This is a genomic window from Burkholderia ambifaria AMMD (assembly GCF_000203915.1).
GTDB classification, from domain to species: Bacteria; Pseudomonadota; Gammaproteobacteria; order Burkholderiales; family Burkholderiaceae; genus Burkholderia; species Burkholderia ambifaria.
The window spans coordinates 668,367-684,579 of record NC_008391.1 but is presented as its reverse complement, the minus strand read 5'-3'; the positions used below and the strand labels follow the sequence as shown (position 1 = coordinate 684,579).

Genomic DNA, 16,213 nt, shown 5'->3' with positions numbered 1-16,213 from the left:
ACGCCCGTCACGACAGGTCGGCGCCCGCGCCCGGCCCTTCCCGCACGACCAGCACCGGCCGATCCGCGATGCGCACCAGCGCTTCGACGACGCTGCCGAGCAACGCCCGGCGCAGCCCGCGACGGCCATGCGTGCCCATCACGATCAGGTCCGCATCGCATTCGGCGGCGGCGCGCGCCAGCACGTCCGAAATGCCCGCTCCACACGCATCGATCGTGCGCGCGATGCCGCGCACGCCGGACCGCCGAAACGCGGCTTCCGCGTCCGAGATCGCGGTCGCGGCGTTTTTCGCGTCCAGTCCGCTCGAGTCGCGCTGATCGACATCGCCGTTGTCGACGCTGGCCGGCCGGAGCGCGTCCGATACCACGCACGTGGCGATGACCCGGCCGCCCGAATGGCGCGCGAGCGAAATCGCCTCGTCGAGCGCGAGCCGCGCGCTGTGGCTGCCGTCGAGTGCCACGAGGATCCTTTGGTACATGTTGCCTCCCTGCTGCCGTGCGGGTTCGATCGGTTCATCGAGCCAGTCTGATCTCGACCGGCACTGTTGCCTTGACACCGGTCAACGCCCGTCATCCGCGTCCGGCGCATGCCAGCGCCGATCGCGACAAGTTGCCGCGCCCCTGTAGGAATCTCCCTACAAGACTTCCCTTTCACCTACCGCAACTTCAATTCCCGCTGATTTTCTTGACGGCGCGCAACATCCATACTGCATTCCGAAAAGCAAACGTGCCTCACGGAGCCAGGGCAGCAGCATCGTCGAGACCGGCGTGATCGGTCTTCCTGCGCGTCCGATGAGGCTTTCCCGAGAGGAAGGCGGCAGACACCAAGGCCGCCGGTACAACGGCCAGCGCGATTCCGCCCGAACGGCGAGCCGCCGCTGCCCCAACTGGAGCCGACCATGCAGAGCAGTGCCGAAGTCTCGACGACCATGCCGTCACGCCCGTTCATCCCGCTGCACGCGGTCCAGCCGGCCGATCAGCCCAAGCGCGCCGCAGCCCGCTGTTCGACGTGCGCGTTGCGTACCGTCTGCATGCCATCCGATCTTTCGCCTGACGATTTCGCGCGCGTCGACGCGATGATCTGCACGACGCGTCACGTCAAGCGCGGCGAAACGCTGTTCCGCGCGGGCGATGCGTTCAACAGCATCTATGCGGTGCGAACCGGGTCGTTCAAGACCATCGTGATGCATCGCGACGGCAACGAACAGATCACCGGCTTCCAGCTCGTCGGCGAGTCGCTCGGGCTCGATGGCGTGCACACCGGGCACCACAACGGCGACGCGATCGCGCTCGAGGACAGCACGGTCTGCATCATTCCGTTCGGCCAGCTCGAGCAGATGTGCCGCGAAGTGCGGCCGATGCAGCATCACGTGTATCAGATGATGGGCGGCGAGATCGTGCGCGAATCGTCGCAGATGCTGCTGCTCGGCACGATGTCCGCCGAACAGCGCGTGGCCGCGTTCCTGCTGAATCTGTCCGCACGCTTCAAGGCGCGCGGCTATTCGGCCGCGGAATTCGTCTTGCGGATGACGCGTGACGAGATCGGCGAATATCTCGGGATGAAACTCGAAACGGTCAGCCGCATGCTGTCGAAGTTCCAGCACAAGGGGCTCGTCGCGACGCAGGGCAAGCAGATCCGGATCGTCGATCTGGAAGGCCTGCGGCAAATCTGATCGCGCCGCATGGCGCCGTCGAGCCGATCAACCGCGCATGCCCAGCACTGCGGCGCCCGACACGCGCCCGCTGCGCAAGTCGTCGAGTGCGCGGTTGGCATCGGTCAGCGCATAGCGAACGGCCTCGACCTGCAGCGGCATCGCGTCCGCGATCCGCATGAATTCGACTGCATCCGCACGCGTCAGGTTGGCCACCGACGCGATGCGGCGCTCACCCCACAGCCACGCGTACGGAAAGGCCGGGATGTCGCTCATGTGAATGCCGCCGCAGACGACGATCCCGCCTTTGTCGACCGCCCGCAGCGCGGCCGGCACCAGCGCACCGACCGGCGCGAAGATCAGCGCCGCATCGAGCGGCTCGGGCGGCGCTTCGTCGCTGCCGCCGGCCCATGCGGCGCCCAGCGACCGCGCGAGCTGCTGCGCCACGGTGTCGCCGTGCTTCGTCAACGCAAACACCTTGCGTCCTTCGCGATGCGCGACCTGCGCGACGAGATGGGCCGCGGCGCCGAAGCCGTAGATTCCGATCCGGCGAGCATCGCCCGCCATGCGCAAGGTTCGATAACCGATCAGCCCGGCGCACAGTAGCGGAGCGGCTTCCAGGTCGGCATAGCGCCGCGGCAGATGCACGCAATACCGATGGTCGGCGACGGTGCACTCGGCATAGCCGCCGTCGATCGTATAGCCGGTGAAGCCCGGGTTGTCACACAGGTTTTCCCGGCCCGATGCGCAATACGCGCAATGCCCGCAGGTCGAGCCGAGCCACGGTACGCCCACCCGGTCGCCGACGGAGAAACCGCTGACGCCTTCGCCGAGCACGCGCACCGTTCCGACGATTTCGTGGCCCGGAATCAGCGGCAGTTTCGGATGAGCGAGTTCGCCGTCGACGACGTGCAGATCGGTTCGGCAGACGCCGCACGCATGGACGTCGATCAGGAGCTGACCGGCAGCAGGCGACGGATCCGGCATGCGCGCTTCGCGCAAATGCGGTGTCGTGCCGTCAAACATCATCGCGAGCATGCTCGCCTCCCCACCGCGCGATCGTGTTCGCGCGCCTCGTGTTTCAAGGCTACTCGTCGCGCATCGTGCGCGCACGGCCCGGTGATGGGCGGTTGATGTGGGTCAACGGCCGGCGGGCGGTGCGGCGCTACGGATGAGGCCGGATGCCACGGTCGGCAACGACGCCTGTAGCGCGCGCCGGCACGCTTCGATGCGCTTCCGAAGCGGCGCGCCGTGCAGGAACCCGCCAATGGCGTTGTCAGTGATTGCTGGCGCAGCTTCGGCCGCTGCTGTCACGTATCTGCCATCGTCGACCGGTAGCGTTCGAGGCTGCTCCCGCTTTCGACAGACGAATCCGCCATGCAGCGCACCTCGCGCGCCACGCCCCACGTTTATGCGGCCACCTCCCGCGCCCTCGCCGCCAGTCTCGCGATCAACCTGCTGCTGCTCGCGGCCGAAGCGGTCGCGGCGTGGTCCGCGCATTCGTCTGGCCTGCTCGCGGACGTCGCGCATGCTGCGATCGATCTCGCGGCCGACGCGCTGATCCTCGTCGCATGCCGGCTCGACGCGCGGCTGCCACCCGAGCGGCGCCCGACCTACGAACCGCTCGCGCTGGCAGGCCTCGGCGCGCTGCTCGTCGCCACAGGTGTGCAGATGATCTGGCACGCGGCAAACCGGTTCGATGCGCCGCCGGTCGTGCAGCCCGGCGCGCTGACGCTCGCGCTCGTCGTGTTCACGCTGAGCGGCAAGGCCGCGCTGTCGCGCTGGATGCTGCGCAAGGCGCGCGAAACCGGCTCTGCGCTGCTCGAGGCGAGCGGCTGGCATGTGCGCACCGACGCGCTGTCCGCGTTGCTGGCGGCGCTGGCGATGTGCGCGGCGTGGGTCGGCCTCGGCCGTCTCGACGACCTCGCCGCGCTTGCGATCGGCGCGATCGTGATTCGGACGGGCGCCGGGTTCATCCGGCGCGGTGGCGCGCAATGGCCGGCATTGGCGGCGTGGGCGAACCGTTCGACGCGCGGGTCGTGACGAGGTTCGTCGTCTCTTCCCGGGCGATGAGCTGAAGCATTCGGAACCCGCCATCGATGGCGTACGAAACGCGTGCGACGCGGTGCGCTGGGCGGCCGTCAATGCACGCGATCTCGGTGCGCGCACCGGCGCGATCGCCGTGGCCGGCGACAGCGCGGGCGGCAATCTGGCCGCGGTCGCCGCGCTGCAGTTGCGCGGCTCGGGCATCGCGATCGCGCACCAGCTGCTGCTGCTGCTGTATCCGGTTGTCGACTGCGCGACCGAGCATCCGTCCTACGCGTCGCTCGGCGTTGCATCGATCCGTGAGTTTCCGCCTGACAGGCTATTGTTTGTTTTTCTGAAATACAGTCTCGGGTTTGTATTTTGACGATACATACCATAGACTGTATTTTTCGATTACAAGCGATCGCCTGTCATATCGCGGAGAGCCCATGGCATTCCCTGTCCAGACCTTGAGCCAGTTGCGCCCGATCCTCGTCGGCTTCCGGAAGTCGGCGGGGTTCACGCAGGCGCAGCTCGCCGCCCGCCTCGGTGTCACGCAGCAGTCGTACGCGCAGCTCGAAGCCAATCCGTCCGCGGTCAGCATCGAACGGTTTTTCAAGGTGCTGAACGTGCTCGGGGTGCGCCTGACGCTGGATCCGGGCACGCCGGACGACGCAGCGGCGCCGGACGTCGCCGCGCCCGGGCCTGTGTCCAGGCGTGCTGCGGCCGTGCGCGGTCGCAAGTCAGGTTCGGCCGGCTCGGCCGCCTCATCCGATACCCCAGTCCGCCCGCCGGCCGCCGCGAAGGCTCCCTCCGCCGCCGCGCGGAAACGGCCTGCCGCGGCGACACCCGGTAAGCCCCGGAACCCCAAGCGGGAGGACTGGTGACGATGGCCCGCCGCCCCCGCCACGACCGCCTCGACCTGTGGATGAACGGCATCCCGGTCGGATACTGGGAAGTCCGGCGCGGCGTCGAGCGCCTCGTCTACCTGCCGGCGTGGATCGACGATCCGCAGGGGCGTCCGCTGTCGCTGTCGCTGCCGTTCACACCCGGCAACCAGCCGCACCAGGGCGCGATCGTCGCCGATTACTTCGACAATCTGCTGCCGGACAGCCAGCCGATCCGCCGCCGCATCGCGCAGCGCTACCGGCTCGGGTCGACCGCGCCGTTCGAACTGCTCGCGTCGATCGGCCGCGATTGCGTCGGTGCGCTGCAGTTGCTGCCGCCCGACGAGACGCCGGTCGACCTGCAGGCGATCGACGGCACCGCGCTCGACGACGCAGCCGTCGCCGACGTGCTGCGCCACGCGACCGCCGCGCCGCTGCCCGGCCACGCGGAACCGGACGGCGAATTGCGTCTGTCGATCGCCGGCGCGCAGGAAAAGACCGCGCTGCTGCGCCACCGCAACCGCTGGCTGCTGCCGGCGGGCAGCACGCCCACCACGCATATCTTCAAGCTGCCGCTGGGGCGCGTCGGGAACATGCAGGCCGACATGCGCACGTCGGTCGAGAACGAATGGCTGTGCTCGAAGATCGTCGCCGCATACGGGCTGCCGGTGGCCGCGTGCGACATCGGCCGGTTCGACGACCAGAAGGCGCTGATCGTCGAGCGCTTCGACCGCCGGCCGTCGCGCGACGGCACGTGGATCCTGCGGCTGCCGCAGGAGGACATGTGCCAGGCGACCGGCACGCCGTCGGGCGCGAAATACGAATCCGACGGCGGCCCGGGCATCGCGACGATCATGGGCATCCTCGCGAATTCCGCCGAGGCCGCGCAGGACCGGAACAACTTCTTCGTCACGCAGCTCGTGTTCTGGGTACTCGCGGCCATCGACGGCCACGCGAAGAATTTCAGCATCGCGCACCTGCCGGGCAATACGTATCGGAGCACGCCGCTGTACGACGTGCTGTCCGCGCATCCGATCATCGGCACGCGACGCAACCAGCTGCCGCCGCGACGCGCGCGGCTGGCAATGGCCGTGTGCGGGAAGAATCGCCATTACGTGATCGCCGACATCCAGCCGCGCCACTGGATCGCGCAAGGCGCGCGTGTCGGTCTGACCGAAGACGAGGTCCGCGCGGCGATGGCTGCCGTGGCCGCCCGCACCGAACCGGCGATCGCCGACGTCGCGTCGCGCATTCCCGCGGACTTCCCGGCAGACGTGGCCGATGCGATCTTCGACGGGATGCGCCGCCAGGCGCGCAAGCTCGGAGCGGCTGACTAGGCGGTGTACGCGCGGCTGCGCTACGTTGGCAGGTCGTCCACCTGGACGACGCGGAGCCGAACCACGTGTCGGCGGTGGGGGTTTGAGGTCGAGCCGCGGCTGACCCCGCGATCGCGGCTATCGACACGCCACTCGGCCGTTCAGCCGTTCAGCCGTTCAGCCGTTCAGCCGTTCAGCCGTTCAGCCCGCGTCGCGGGCGCGGGCCAGCGCCGCGAGGTTCCCTTCCCCGAATCCGTGGTGCCCTTTCCGCTGCACGATCTCGAAGAATATCTCGCCGGGCCGGCGCTTGACGAAGGTCTGGAAGAACAGCCGCGGCACGCCATCGCTGCCGATTTCGCCGTCGACCAGCACCGCGCGGCGGCGCAGCGCATCGAGATCCACGCCGTGCCCGGGCAGCCGCGCATCGACTTCGTCGTAATAGCGCGCCGGCGGCTCGATGAATTCGACGCCGTTCGCGCGCAGCGCATCGACGCTCGCCAGGATGTCGTCGGTCGACAGCGCAACGTGCTGGACGCCTTCGCCGGGATGGTCCGGCAGATACGCGTGCATCAGCTCGGTGCGCCGCGTGCCCTCCTCGTACACGGGAATCCGCACCGCGCCGCACGGCGACACCATCACGCGCGATTCTTCCGATACATGCCAGTGCGCATCGATTTCATGGATTTCGCGGAAGTGCAGCAGGTCATGGTAGAAGTCGAGCCATTCGCGCATGCGCCCCGCGCCGACCGTCTGCGTGAAGTGGTCGACTTGCTTCAGGCCCGTGCCCACGCAATCGTGATCGGTATGGGCGGTCGCGATGTCGATCGGCCGGAAATCGATGTCGAAGATCGAGATGTCGCCGACGCCGCCGCGCTGGCCGTCCCGCCCGCGCCAGCGGTCGACGAAATAGAGGTGCGAATCGCCGATGCCCTGGATCGCGGGAATCTTCAGCTCGCCGACTCCAATCCGCTCGCCCTCGAACGCCCACGCGCCCAGTTCGATCGCCCGCTCGAACGCGCGCCGCGCGCTCGCCACGCGCAGCCCGATCGCGCAGACGCCCATCCCGTATTCCTCCGCATAGCGCGCCGCGAACGATTCGGGCTCGGCGTTGATCAGGAATTGCATCTGCCCTTGCCGGTACAGCGTGACGTTCTTGCTCACATGGCGCGCGATCGCCTTGAACCCGAGTTGCTCGAAGCGTTGCGCGAGCGCGTCCGGCACCGGCGCCGCGAACTCGACGAATTCGAGCCCGGCCATCCCGAGCGGATTGGCGGCCGGATCCGCGACGGGCGGCGTATCGCTGGACAGGGGGTGGGAAGTGCCGGGCATTCCAGTCTCCGGGGCATGCAGTCGATGGGGATGACGCCCGGCGCGCGCGGCACGCCCGGCCGATGCGAGGGCCGGACAGCCGCCCGATCCGGGCGAGGTTTTAATGGTCCAGATTTTAACCAGTTCGTTCACGGCGGCACACCCTGGCCGAACGGGATATCGGTACCTCGCTTAGTGCAAACCCGAAAAGCGTTCGATAATCGCACAGAATAGAACGATAATCGCGCACTTTGACCGATCGGCTAATTGCCGTGACGGCGCGCGCACCCTATTCTCCGCTCACCCTATCGACTTAGTGCAGCATCGGACGCGGCACCGCCACGATTCCACGATGCGCCGTGCCAGGAGACTTCGCATGACACCCACCTTCGATACCCTCGACGCCGCCGCCGGCGCCCGCGCGCGCAGCCAGGCCCGCAAGGCCGCGATCGGCAGCTTTGTCGGCGCCGTCGTCGACTGGTACGACTTCCTGCTGTACGGGATCGTCGCCGCGCTCGTATTCAATTCGGAATTCTTCCCGAAGATCAGCCCGACCATGGGCACGCTCGCGGCGTTCGCGACCTTCGGCGTCGGCTTCCTGTTCCGTCCGCTCGGCGGAGTCGTGTTCGGCCATTTCGGCGACCGCCTCGGCCGCAAGCGGATGCTCGTGCTGACCGTGATGCTGATGGGGCTGTCGACCGTCGCGATCGGCCTGCTGCCGGGTTTCGCAACGATCGGCTGGTGGGCGCCCGTGCTGCTGGTGCTGATGCGTGCGATCCAGGGCTTCGCGGTGGGCGGCGAATGGGGCGGCGCGGCGTTGATGGCCGTCGAGAGCGCGCCGAAGCAGAAGAAGGCGTTCTACAGCAGCGGCGTGCAGGTCGGCTATGGCGTCGGGCTCGTGCTGGCGACGGGAATCGTGTCGATCCTGAGCCATACGCTCGGCGAGGCCGCGTTCAAGTCGTGGGGTTGGCGCCTGCCGTTCGTGTTCAGCATCGTGCTGGTGCTGATCGGGCTGTGGGTCCGCAAGAGCATGGACGAGTCGCAGGAGTTCGTCGAGAAGGTGGAGCACGGCAACCGCAAGCTGCGCCTGCCGGTGCTCGAAGCGCTGACGCGCCATCCGAAGGCGTTCCTGCTGATCGTCGCGCTGCGGCTCGCCGAGCTGTTCACGATGTATATCGTCACGGCATTCGCGCTCAGCTATTCGACGTCGAACCTGGGCCTGTCGCGCGACCTGTTCCTGAACATCGGCCTGCTGGTCGGCGCGGTGAGCTGCGTGACGATCCCGTGCTTCGCCTGGCTCGCCGACCGCTTCGGCCTGCGCCGCATCTACCTGATCGGCGCGGTGATCGGCCTCGTGTCGGCAGTGCCGTTCTTCGTCGCGCTGGAGTCGCGTTCGATCGCGTGGATCGTCGTGTTCTCGATCCTGTTGGCCAATGCCGCGCACGACATGGTCGTGAGCGTCCAGCAGCCGCTCTTCACCGAGCTGTTCGGCGCGGAATACCGCTACAGCGGCGCGGGCGTCGGCTATCAGTTCGCGAGTGTGGTCGGCGGCGGGTTCACGCCGTTCATCGCAGTGGCGCTGGTCAGCATGGCCGGCGGTTCGTGGCACTTCGTCGCCGCTTATCTCGCGGTGGGCTGCCTGATCTCGCTGGTGGTCGCCGCGCGGATGCGGGCGGCGCAGTGACGCAATGACCGCATGGCCGGCCCGCTACGCGGCCGGCCATTTCGCACCGGCTTCCGTCTGCCGGCAGTCGGGCGCAATCCGCGCCCGCCCAACGTCAAACACGGTCAATCCCGCACGCAGAAGCCCCTTTTCGCCGCTGAACATTCCACGCCGCGTGCCGACCAATGGCATCATATGGGCCTACGTCAGTCACCGATACGCCCCCATATCATGTCGAATCTCATCGTCCACGGCGGCACTCCGCTGCGCGGGGACATCCAGCCATCCGCGAACAAGAACGCCGTCCTGCCGATTCTGTGCGCGAGCCTGTTGACCGATCAGCCGCTGCGCCTCGTCGGCGTGCCGGACATCACCGACGTGCGCAAGATCCTCGACATCTTCCGCACGCTCGGCAGCGACGTGTCGGTCGATTTCACGACGGGCATCCTCGAGCTCCACCATCGCAACACGACGTTCGACCCGGCCGTTCACCGCCTGCCCGAGGCGATGCGCTCGTCGATCATGCTGATTCCGCCGCTGCTCGCGCGCTTCGGCGTCGCGCGCCTCGAGAACGACGTGAAAGGCTGCACGCTCGGCGTGCGCGAGATCGATCCGCACGTCGAGGTGTTCGAGCGCTTCGGCGCGCATATCGAGCGCACGCCCGATTCGCTGATCGTCCGTGCCGACGGCCCGCTGACGGCCAACCATCACTGGTTCGACTACGCGTCGGTCACCACCACCGAAAACTTCGCGCTGTGCGCGACCGCAGCGAGCGGCACGTCGACGCTGATGAATGCGGCGTCCGAGCCGCACGTGCAGGAGTTCTGCCAGTTCCTCGCGATGATCGGCGTTTCGATCGAGGGCATCGGCACGTCGCGTCTGTGCGTGACGGGCGGCGGCAAGCTCGGCGGCGGCGAATTCCGCTTCGCCGAGGATTTCCACGAAATCGCGACGTTCCTCGCGCTCGGCGCGATCACGGGCGGCGACATCACCGTGCGCAATTCGTCGCCGGAGCATTTCCCGCTGATCGACCGCACGTTCGCGAAGTTCGGCGTGACCGTCACGCACCGCGACGGGTGGTCCCGCGCGGAACGCGACGGCCCGCTGCGCGTGCGCCGGCCGTTCACGCAGAACATCCTGACCAAGGTCGAAGCCGCGCCGTGGCCGTACGTGCCGGTCGACCTGCTGCCGATCTTCATCGCGCTCGGCGTGCGCGCGGAAGGCAGCGCGATGTTCTGGAACAAGGTCTACGACGGCGCGCTCGGCTGGTCCGGCGAACTGTCGAAGTTCGGCGCGCACGTGCTGCTGTCGGATCCGCACCGGCTGATCACGTTCGGCGGGCTGCAACTGACACCGGCGCGCGTCGAGAGCCCGTACATCATCCGCGTCGCGATCGCGCTGCTGATGGTGGCCGCGAGCATCGAAGGCCGCTCGGAAATCATGAACGCGCTGCCGATCCGCCGCGCGCACCCGCACTTCGTCGAAAACCTGCGTTCGGTCGGCGCGAACGTCGAGTGGACGAGTAGCGAGTAACACCCTGACGGTACGGCGCGCGTCATGCGAGCGCCGTACCGCACCCCGCATTCGGTCGGAGGCACCCCCGGCCGCCCCTCCTGCGTTACTCGCCTCCCCCGCAGTCGCCGTCGCCGGCGCCCATGTGGTCGAATCCGTAGAGCATCACGGCCGTCGTGCCGCGCGCGGGGTTGCTCGGGCGCTTCGCCAGGCTTTCATCGAGCGGGCTCGACGGATACTGGACGCTCGTGTCCATCAGGTTGTCCGGCTGTGTCCGCAACTCTGCTTCGGTCAGCTTGCGCCCCTCGGCACGCGGTAGCCCGAACGCATTGCGCACGTCCGCTTCGTTCCACGTCCCCTTCAGCGTGACGGTGACCATTTGCAGGTCGCCATGCTCCCAGTCCAGGTCGACCTTCGTCGCGAGCGGATGCACGCTGGTCGCGAGCCGATCGGGGAACGCAGGGCCTTCGTAGTACGCCTTCGTGTTCCTGCACGCGTCGCCGGTGTTCCGGTACTTCTTCAGCGTGCAATTGAAGTGCCTGTCACGGTAGCCGAACGCCGTTTCGACATAGCAGCCGAATTTCGGCGACGTCATGCGCGGCCATGCACGCACGTCGACGGTTGGCTTCGGGAGCGTCGCGCCGGTCGAGGGATTCGCCGCGGCAAGCAGCGGCACGGCCGCGACGAGTACGGCCAAAGCGGATTCGCGAATTTTCATTGTTCTGTTCCAGTCGGGCTGGCGATTCTAGCGCGGCTTTGCAAGCATGCACGCGCGACCCATACGGCGCAGCACACGAGATGGCGCGCGAATCGGTTGTTGTCGACGCTCATTTCCCCACGCTCGGGCCGAGCGTCCAATCATGCAAGCTCGAACCCGTGCGCCCGGCGGCGCGCCCGCAGCCGATTCGATTTGCGCGATAATCGCCCACTCCCGCGCGATCACCGCGCACTCACGCGTCGCTGCCCACGATGAAAAAAACCGACCTCGACCGACGCGACTGGATCGCCGGCCTCGAAAAAGGCCTGGCGATCCTGGAAGCGTTCGACAGCCAGCACGCGCGGATGACGCCCACCCAGGCCGCCGCCCGCACCGGGCTCACGCGCACGGCCGCGCGGCGTTACCTGCTGACGCTCGAATCGCTCGGCTACGTGTACACCGACGGCAAGCTGTACGGCCTCACGCCGCGCGTGCTGCGGGTCGGCTGGTCGTACTTCGATTCGGCGCGGCTGCCGCGCACGGTCCAGCCGTATCTGCAGCAACTGAGCGCGTCGCTGAACGAATCGGCGTACGTGAGCGTGCTCGATGGCTGGCAACTCGTGTTCATCGCCCGCAACGGCGTGTCGCGCGTGATGACGACCGGCTTCGTGCTCGGCGCACGCGTGCCGGCGCCGCTGACGTCGCCCGGCGTCGTGCTGCTCGCCCATCATCCGGATCGGGAGGCCGTCCGCGCGTGGCTCGCCGACGCCGAACTCGCCCCGTTCACGCCGCACACGATCACCAACAAGGCACGACTGCTCGAACAGGTCGACCACGCGCGCGACGCGGGCTTCGCGGTCATCGAGCAGCAATTGCAGGTCGGCGTGCGCGGCATCGCGGTGCCGTTGAAGAACCGTCATGGCGAAGTCGTCGCCGCGCTGAGCACGAACATGCCGATCGGCACGGAAGCGACGGACGCGGCCGTGCGGCGCGTGCTGCCGCATCTGCAGGAAGCCGCGCTCGCAATGCTCAACGTGCTGTAGGGATTCGGCGCAAGCGCGCACGCGCTACGGCCCCCGAGCCGGTCGCCCGAGACGATCACCCGATCCGCCACCAGCGCGGCAGCAGATCGCGCACCTCCCGCCGCCGGTAACGATCGTCGATCAGGTGCACGACGCCCTCGTCGTGCTCGGTGCGGATCACGCGCCCGGCCGCCTGCACCACCTTCTGCAAACCCGGGTACAGATACATGTAGTCGTAGCCGTTACCGAAACGCGCCTCCATCGCGCGCCGCATCTGTTCGTTGACGTCGTTGACCTGCGGGAGCCCGAGCGTCGCGATGAACGCGCCGATCAGCCGCTCGCCGACGAGATCCACACCTTCCGAGAACGCACCGCCCAGCACCGCGAAGCCGACACCGCGCCCGCCCGCGTCGAAGCGCGCCAGAAACGCGTCGCGCTCGCTTTCGGCCATGCCGGGCGCCTGGGCCCATACGGGCACGTCCGGATGGCGCGTCTGCATCAACGCGACGACGCGGCCGAGATAGTCGAAGCTGCTGAGAAAACCGAGGTAGTTGCCGGGCCGCGTCGCATACTGCGCGGCGATCAGGTCCGCGATCGGTTCGAGCGAACGGTCGCGGTCGCGCCAGCGGGTCGACACATGGCTCGCGACGCGCACGGTCAGTTGCTCGGCGCGAAACGGCCCGTCGACGTCGAGCCAGCCCGTGTCGGCCGGCAGCCCGAGCGTGTCGCGATAGAAATGAAACGGACTCAGCGTGCCGGAAAACAGCACGGTCGCGCGCGCGGCTTCGTAGCGCGGCGCGAGAAAGGCGGCCGGAATCACGTTGCGCACGCACAGCGTCGACTGGATGCGGCGCTGGCGCCCGGCCGGCGCGACGCCGTCGAGCCCCGACTGGCGCGGCAGCGGCTCGCCGTGCAGCGTCGCGTCGAAGATCGACGCGCTGTCGAACGCGTCGGCGAGCACGCCGAACTGGATCGCCTCGAAATGAAACCGCAGCAGCGCGTCGTCGTTCGCGCGCGGCGCATCGGTCAGGTGTTCGCCGATCGTCGCGACGAGGTTCTGCACGGCCGACACGATCGGGCCCGGAATCTCCGGATAGGCCGCATAGCGCTCGGCCTGTGCGCGATTGACGGTGCCCCACGCGCGCGCGAGCCGGTCGAACGCCTTGCGCAGCGCCGCCGGCGCCGCCTCGCGCGCGGCTGCGAACGCGAACGGGTCGAGCGATGCGCTGTACATCCTGCGGGCGCGATCGAGCAGGTTGTGCGCCTCGTCGACGAGCACGCCGACCCGCCACTGGTTCTGCTGCGCGAGCGTGTGCAGCATCGCGCTGCCGTCGTAGTAGTAGTTGTAGTCGCCGATCACCATGTCCGACCAGCGCGCCAGCTCCTGCGACAGGTAATACGGACAGACGTCGTGCGCGAGCGCGGCTTCGCGCACGGTGGCGCGATCGAGCAGCCCGGCGCCGATCGCCGCGTCGCGCGCGGCCGGCAGCCGGTCGTAAAAGCCTTGCGCGAGCGGGCATGATTCGCCGTGACACGCGCGGTCCGGATGCTCGCATGCCTTGTCGCGGGCGACGAGCTCCAGCACGCGCAGCGGCAGCGCCGGCGTGCCGGCGCCGAGCGTCGTCGCCGCCTCCAGCGCGAGCGCGCGGCCGGGCGTCTTCGCGGTCAGGAAGAACACGTGATCGAGCTCGCCCTCGCCGCACGCCTTCAGCAGCGGGAAGACCGTGCCGAGCGTCTTGCCGATGCCGGTCGGCGCCTGCGCCATCAGGCAGTGTTCGTCGCGCGCGGCCCGATAGACGGACACCGCCAGCTCGCGCTGACCGCTGCGGAATTGCCCGTGCGGAAACGCCAGCGCACGCAACGCCGCATCGCGGGCCGCACGATGCGCGGTCTCGCGCTCGGCCCAGCCGACGAAGCACGCGCACTGCTCCGCAAAGAACGCGGCGAGCACGTCGGCGCTCAGCGTTTCCGTCAGCACGGTCTCGCGCTCGGACACGATGTCGAAATACACGAGCGCGACGTTGATTTCCGTAAGGCCGCGTGCGTCGCACATCAGGTGCGCATAGACCTTCGCCTGCGCCCAGTGAAGCGCGCGATGATTGGCCGGCATCGCATCGAGGCTGCCGCGGTAGGTCTTGATCTCCTCGAGCCGGTTCGCGACCGGATCGTAACCGTCCGCGCGCCCGCGCACGGTCAGCGTGCCCCAGGTGCCGCTCAGCGCGATCTCGGTTTCGTAGCGCGCGCCGCGCTTCGACGTGACCGCGCCATGACCGGCGATGCCTTCGAGTGCGGTCGGCGCGGGCGTGAAGCGCAGGTCGAGATCGCCGCGTCGCGCGGTGAACTCGCACATGGCCCGCACGGCGACGACATAGCTCATGCGGACAGCCCCGCCGCCTCGGCCTGCGCGACGTCGGCGCCCGCCCATTCGACATCGACGACACGCACCGGAATGCCGTGCGCGACGCAGTACGCGAGCCAGCGCGTCTGGTTGTCCTGCAGGCGGTCGCCGGGGCCCTTCACCTCGATCAGCTCGTAGCGTCGCTCGCCGGGCCAGAACCGCACGAGGTCGGGCAGCCCCGAACGGTTGCTGCGGATGTCCGCGAGCAGGCGCGTGAACCACAGCCGCAGGTGCTCGGGCGGCAGGCAGGCCAGCGCGTCGTCGAGCAGCTCGTCGGTCAGCACGCCCCAGAACACGAACGGCGATTGCAGCCCCGCTTTCGTCGCATGGTGGCGGCGGATCGTGTCGCGGTACGCGTCCGAGTCGAGCTGCGCGAAACAGCCGGCGAACGCGTCCGTGCGGCGCACCGCGAAATCGGGCGCGTGCAGGTCGGCCGGGCCGCGCTGGAACGGGTGAAAGAACGCGCCGGGCACGGCCGCGAACACGGGCTCCCAGCACAGCAGCCCGAACAGCGAATTGATCAGCGTGTTCTCGACGTAATGCACCGGCGCGTGGGGCTGCGCAAGATGGTCGCGCACCGCGAATTCGACGCTGACGAACGCGTCGGGACGCGCGAGCACGAGCGTTTCGCGCGGCACGTCGTGCGCGCGGCCCGCGCGTTCGACCCGCTGCCCGAGACGCCGCTGCAGGCGCGGCAGCATCCGCTCGACGCGCTGGCGTTCCTCGTCGCTTTCGAAACCGCCGCGCGCGTCGAGCGCCAGCGCGAGTGCGTCGTCATCGCGTCCGCAGCGCTCGAGCACGCGAATGCGCCGATGCCGGCTGCCCGGCCACGCGCTGCGCGCATACGCGTCGAGCGCGGCGTCCCAGTCGGCGCGGCGCTCGCACGCTTGCCCGAGCGAGAACAGCAGCTTCGAGCGGCGGGTCGCGAGCCACGGCTGCGCGCAGCCGATCGCGTCGATCGCGTGCAGCAGGTCGTCGAAGGGGAGGTCTTCCGGCCATGCGTCGAGGGCTTCGCGGCAGGCCTGCAGCGCGAGATACGCATCGACGTCGGCGCGCTGCTGGAACGCGCGCGACGACGGCGCGAACGGCACGCTTTCGTACTGGAACACGCCGAGATCGGCGAGCACGAATTCGCTCCAGTCCTGATGGAGATTGCCGAAGAACATCAGCCGCAGCCGGTCGCACAGCGCGCCGACCGTCACGCGCAGCACGCAATCGTCGGCCTGCGCGCACCACGCGTGGAGCGGCTGTGCGACGTCGTGCACGAGCCGCAGCCGTTCGAGCCAGTCGGGCTTGCGCTCGCCCGCATGCGCGGCGAGCGACGGGAACGCCTTCAGCAGGTCGGCCTTGGTCGACAGCGCGAACAGCTCGTCGAGCGTGAGCGCGGGCGCCGGATCGATCCAGCCGAGTGCGACGAGCGGCGCGGCTGCGTCGAGCGTGCTGCCGATTTCGTCGTACACGAGCTTGCTCGCCCGGAAATCGGAGCCGCTGCGCATCAGCATCCGCACGAGCAACGCGCGCGACGCTTTCGGCAGTTGCGCGAACTGCCGGAGAAACGCGTGTTCGTGCGCGTCGAGGAGGTCGTCGTAACGCTCGCCGAGCCAGGCCAGCGCGCGTTCGAAATTGGTCAGGTAGTAAAACGCCGGAGGCGTCGGCGATGCAGGCGTCACGGGGATCGATCACTGTACGTTTGTACAGGTACCAATCATATCAAATGTGACGACAAATGCCGCT

At 68.4% G+C, this 16,213-nt stretch carries 13 protein-coding genes and 1 pseudogene; 8 read left to right on the top strand and 6 right to left on the bottom strand.

Annotated elements, in window-relative coordinates; all coding sequences use genetic code 11:
• Window positions 1–7: 7 nt before the first annotated feature.
• Entirely contained in the window at window positions 8–478 is a 471-nt protein-coding gene (locus BAMB_RS19150; RefSeq protein WP_011658820.1) for a universal stress protein, read from the bottom strand.
• A 420-nt stretch (window positions 479–898) separates the two neighbouring features.
• On the opposite strand from BAMB_RS19150, the gene fnr reads away from it, so the two are divergent.
• Entirely contained in the window at window positions 899–1,672 is a 774-nt protein-coding gene (fnr, locus tag BAMB_RS19145) for a fumarate/nitrate reduction transcriptional regulator Fnr (protein ID WP_011658819.1), read from the top strand.
• Between the two features lie 27 nt (window positions 1,673–1,699).
• Here the strand turns inward: fnr and BAMB_RS19140 are convergent, their stop codons facing one another.
• The gene (locus BAMB_RS19140) at window positions 1,700–2,689 is read right to left on the bottom strand and encodes a zinc-dependent alcohol dehydrogenase family protein (protein ID WP_011658818.1); all 990 of its coding nucleotides are present in this window, start codon (window positions 2,687–2,689) and stop codon (window positions 1,700–1,702) included.
• Window positions 2,690–3,028: 339 nt separating this feature from the next.
• On the opposite strand from BAMB_RS19140, the gene BAMB_RS19135 reads away from it, so the two are divergent.
• The 4 genes and pseudogenes from BAMB_RS19135 to BAMB_RS19120 all read left to right on the top strand — a co-directional run bounded on the left by BAMB_RS19135 (window position 3,029) and on the right by BAMB_RS19120 (window position 5,900).
• Window positions 3,029–3,694: a cation diffusion facilitator family transporter gene (locus tag BAMB_RS19135; protein ID WP_011658817.1), complete on the top strand. Its 666-nt coding sequence runs from the start codon at window positions 3,029–3,031 to the stop codon at window positions 3,692–3,694.
• Window positions 3,695–3,761: 67 nt separating this feature from the next.
• Window positions 3,762–3,983: pseudogene (locus BAMB_RS19130) on the top strand (alpha/beta hydrolase fold domain-containing protein); the annotation flags it as partial.
• A gap of 142 nt (window positions 3,984–4,125) precedes the next feature.
• The gene (locus BAMB_RS19125) at window positions 4,126–4,563 is read left to right on the top strand and encodes a helix-turn-helix domain-containing protein (RefSeq protein WP_011658815.1); all 438 of its coding nucleotides are present in this window, start codon (window positions 4,126–4,128) and stop codon (window positions 4,561–4,563) included.
• Between the two features lie 2 nt (window positions 4,564–4,565).
• A complete protein-coding gene (locus tag BAMB_RS19120) occupies window positions 4,566–5,900 on the top strand; it encodes a type II toxin-antitoxin system HipA family toxin (RefSeq protein ID WP_011658814.1) in 1,335 nt (444 codons plus the stop codon).
• A 180-nt stretch (window positions 5,901–6,080) separates the two neighbouring features.
• On the opposite strand, the gene BAMB_RS19115 is transcribed toward BAMB_RS19120, so the two are convergent.
• Window positions 6,081–7,208 (bottom strand): 4-hydroxyphenylpyruvate dioxygenase family protein, encoded by a 1,128-nt coding sequence (locus tag BAMB_RS19115; RefSeq protein WP_011658813.1) that lies wholly within the window; start codon window positions 7,206–7,208, stop codon window positions 6,081–6,083.
• Between the two features lie 355 nt (window positions 7,209–7,563).
• Here BAMB_RS19115 and shiA point away from each other — a divergent pair, with 355 nt between their 5' ends.
• Both shiA and BAMB_RS19105 read left to right on the top strand, forming a co-directional pair.
• Window positions 7,564–8,871 carry a shikimate transporter gene (gene shiA, locus BAMB_RS19110; protein ID WP_011658812.1) on the top strand — a complete coding sequence of 436 codons (1,308 nt, stop codon included), beginning with the start codon at window positions 7,564–7,566 and terminating at the stop codon, window positions 8,869–8,871.
• Window positions 8,872–9,081: 210 nt separating this feature from the next.
• Window positions 9,082–10,383 (top strand): UDP-N-acetylglucosamine 1-carboxyvinyltransferase, encoded by a 1,302-nt coding sequence (locus BAMB_RS19105; RefSeq protein WP_041491461.1) that lies wholly within the window; start codon window positions 9,082–9,084, stop codon window positions 10,381–10,383.
• 85 nt (window positions 10,384–10,468) lie between these two features.
• Here BAMB_RS19105 and BAMB_RS19100 read toward each other — a convergent pair whose 3' ends face one another.
• Window positions 10,469–11,080: a hypothetical protein gene (locus tag BAMB_RS19100; protein ID WP_011658810.1), complete on the bottom strand. Its 612-nt coding sequence runs from the start codon at window positions 11,078–11,080 to the stop codon at window positions 10,469–10,471.
• 251 nt (window positions 11,081–11,331) lie between these two features.
• On the opposite strand from BAMB_RS19100, the gene BAMB_RS19095 reads away from it, so the two are divergent.
• Window positions 11,332–12,102 (top strand): IclR family transcriptional regulator domain-containing protein, encoded by a 771-nt coding sequence (locus tag BAMB_RS19095; protein ID WP_011658809.1) that lies wholly within the window; start codon window positions 11,332–11,334, stop codon window positions 12,100–12,102.
• 55 nt (window positions 12,103–12,157) lie between these two features.
• Here the strand turns inward: BAMB_RS19095 and BAMB_RS19090 are convergent, their stop codons facing one another.
• Both BAMB_RS19090 and BAMB_RS19085 read right to left on the bottom strand, forming a co-directional pair.
• The gene (locus tag BAMB_RS19090; protein WP_011658808.1) at window positions 12,158–14,458 is read right to left on the bottom strand and encodes an ATP-dependent DNA helicase; all 2,301 of its coding nucleotides are present in this window, start codon (window positions 14,456–14,458) and stop codon (window positions 12,158–12,160) included.
• Window positions 14,455–16,149, bottom strand: a complete 1,695-nt coding sequence (locus BAMB_RS19085) for a VRR-NUC domain-containing protein (RefSeq protein ID WP_011658807.1) — start codon at window positions 16,147–16,149, stop codon at window positions 14,455–14,457. Before BAMB_RS19085 ends, BAMB_RS19090 begins: the two co-directional genes overlap by 4 nt.
• Window positions 16,150–16,213: the final 64 nt, after the last annotated feature.

Bases quoted from the DNA above. Each gene is read 5' to 3' on its own strand.
- BAMB_RS19150 (WP_011658820.1), bottom strand. From the start codon at position 478: ATGTACCAAAGGATCCTCGTGGCACTCGACGGCAGCCACAGCGCGCGG.
- fnr (WP_011658819.1), top strand. From the start codon at position 899: ATGCAGAGCAGTGCCGAAGTCTCGACGACCATGCCGTCACGCCCGTTC.
- BAMB_RS19140 (WP_011658818.1), bottom strand. From the start codon at position 2,689: ATGCTCGCGATGATGTTTGACGGCACGACACCGCATTTGCGCGAAGCG.
- BAMB_RS19135 (WP_011658817.1), top strand. From the start codon at position 3,029: ATGCAGCGCACCTCGCGCGCCACGCCCCACGTTTATGCGGCCACCTCC.
- BAMB_RS19125 (WP_011658815.1), top strand. From the start codon at position 4,126: ATGGCATTCCCTGTCCAGACCTTGAGCCAGTTGCGCCCGATCCTCGTC.
- BAMB_RS19120 (WP_011658814.1), top strand. From the start codon at position 4,566: ATGGCCCGCCGCCCCCGCCACGACCGCCTCGACCTGTGGATGAACGGC.
- BAMB_RS19115 (WP_011658813.1), bottom strand. From the start codon at position 7,208: ATGCCCGGCACTTCCCACCCCCTGTCCAGCGATACGCCGCCCGTCGCG.
- shiA (WP_011658812.1), top strand. From the start codon at position 7,564: ATGACACCCACCTTCGATACCCTCGACGCCGCCGCCGGCGCCCGCGCG.
- BAMB_RS19105 (WP_041491461.1), top strand. From the start codon at position 9,082: ATGTCGAATCTCATCGTCCACGGCGGCACTCCGCTGCGCGGGGACATC.
- BAMB_RS19100 (WP_011658810.1), bottom strand. From the start codon at position 11,080: ATGAAAATTCGCGAATCCGCTTTGGCCGTACTCGTCGCGGCCGTGCCG.
- BAMB_RS19095 (WP_011658809.1), top strand. From the start codon at position 11,332: ATGAAAAAAACCGACCTCGACCGACGCGACTGGATCGCCGGCCTCGAA.
- BAMB_RS19090 (WP_011658808.1), bottom strand. From the start codon at position 14,458: ATGAGCTATGTCGTCGCCGTGCGGGCCATGTGCGAGTTCACCGCGCGA.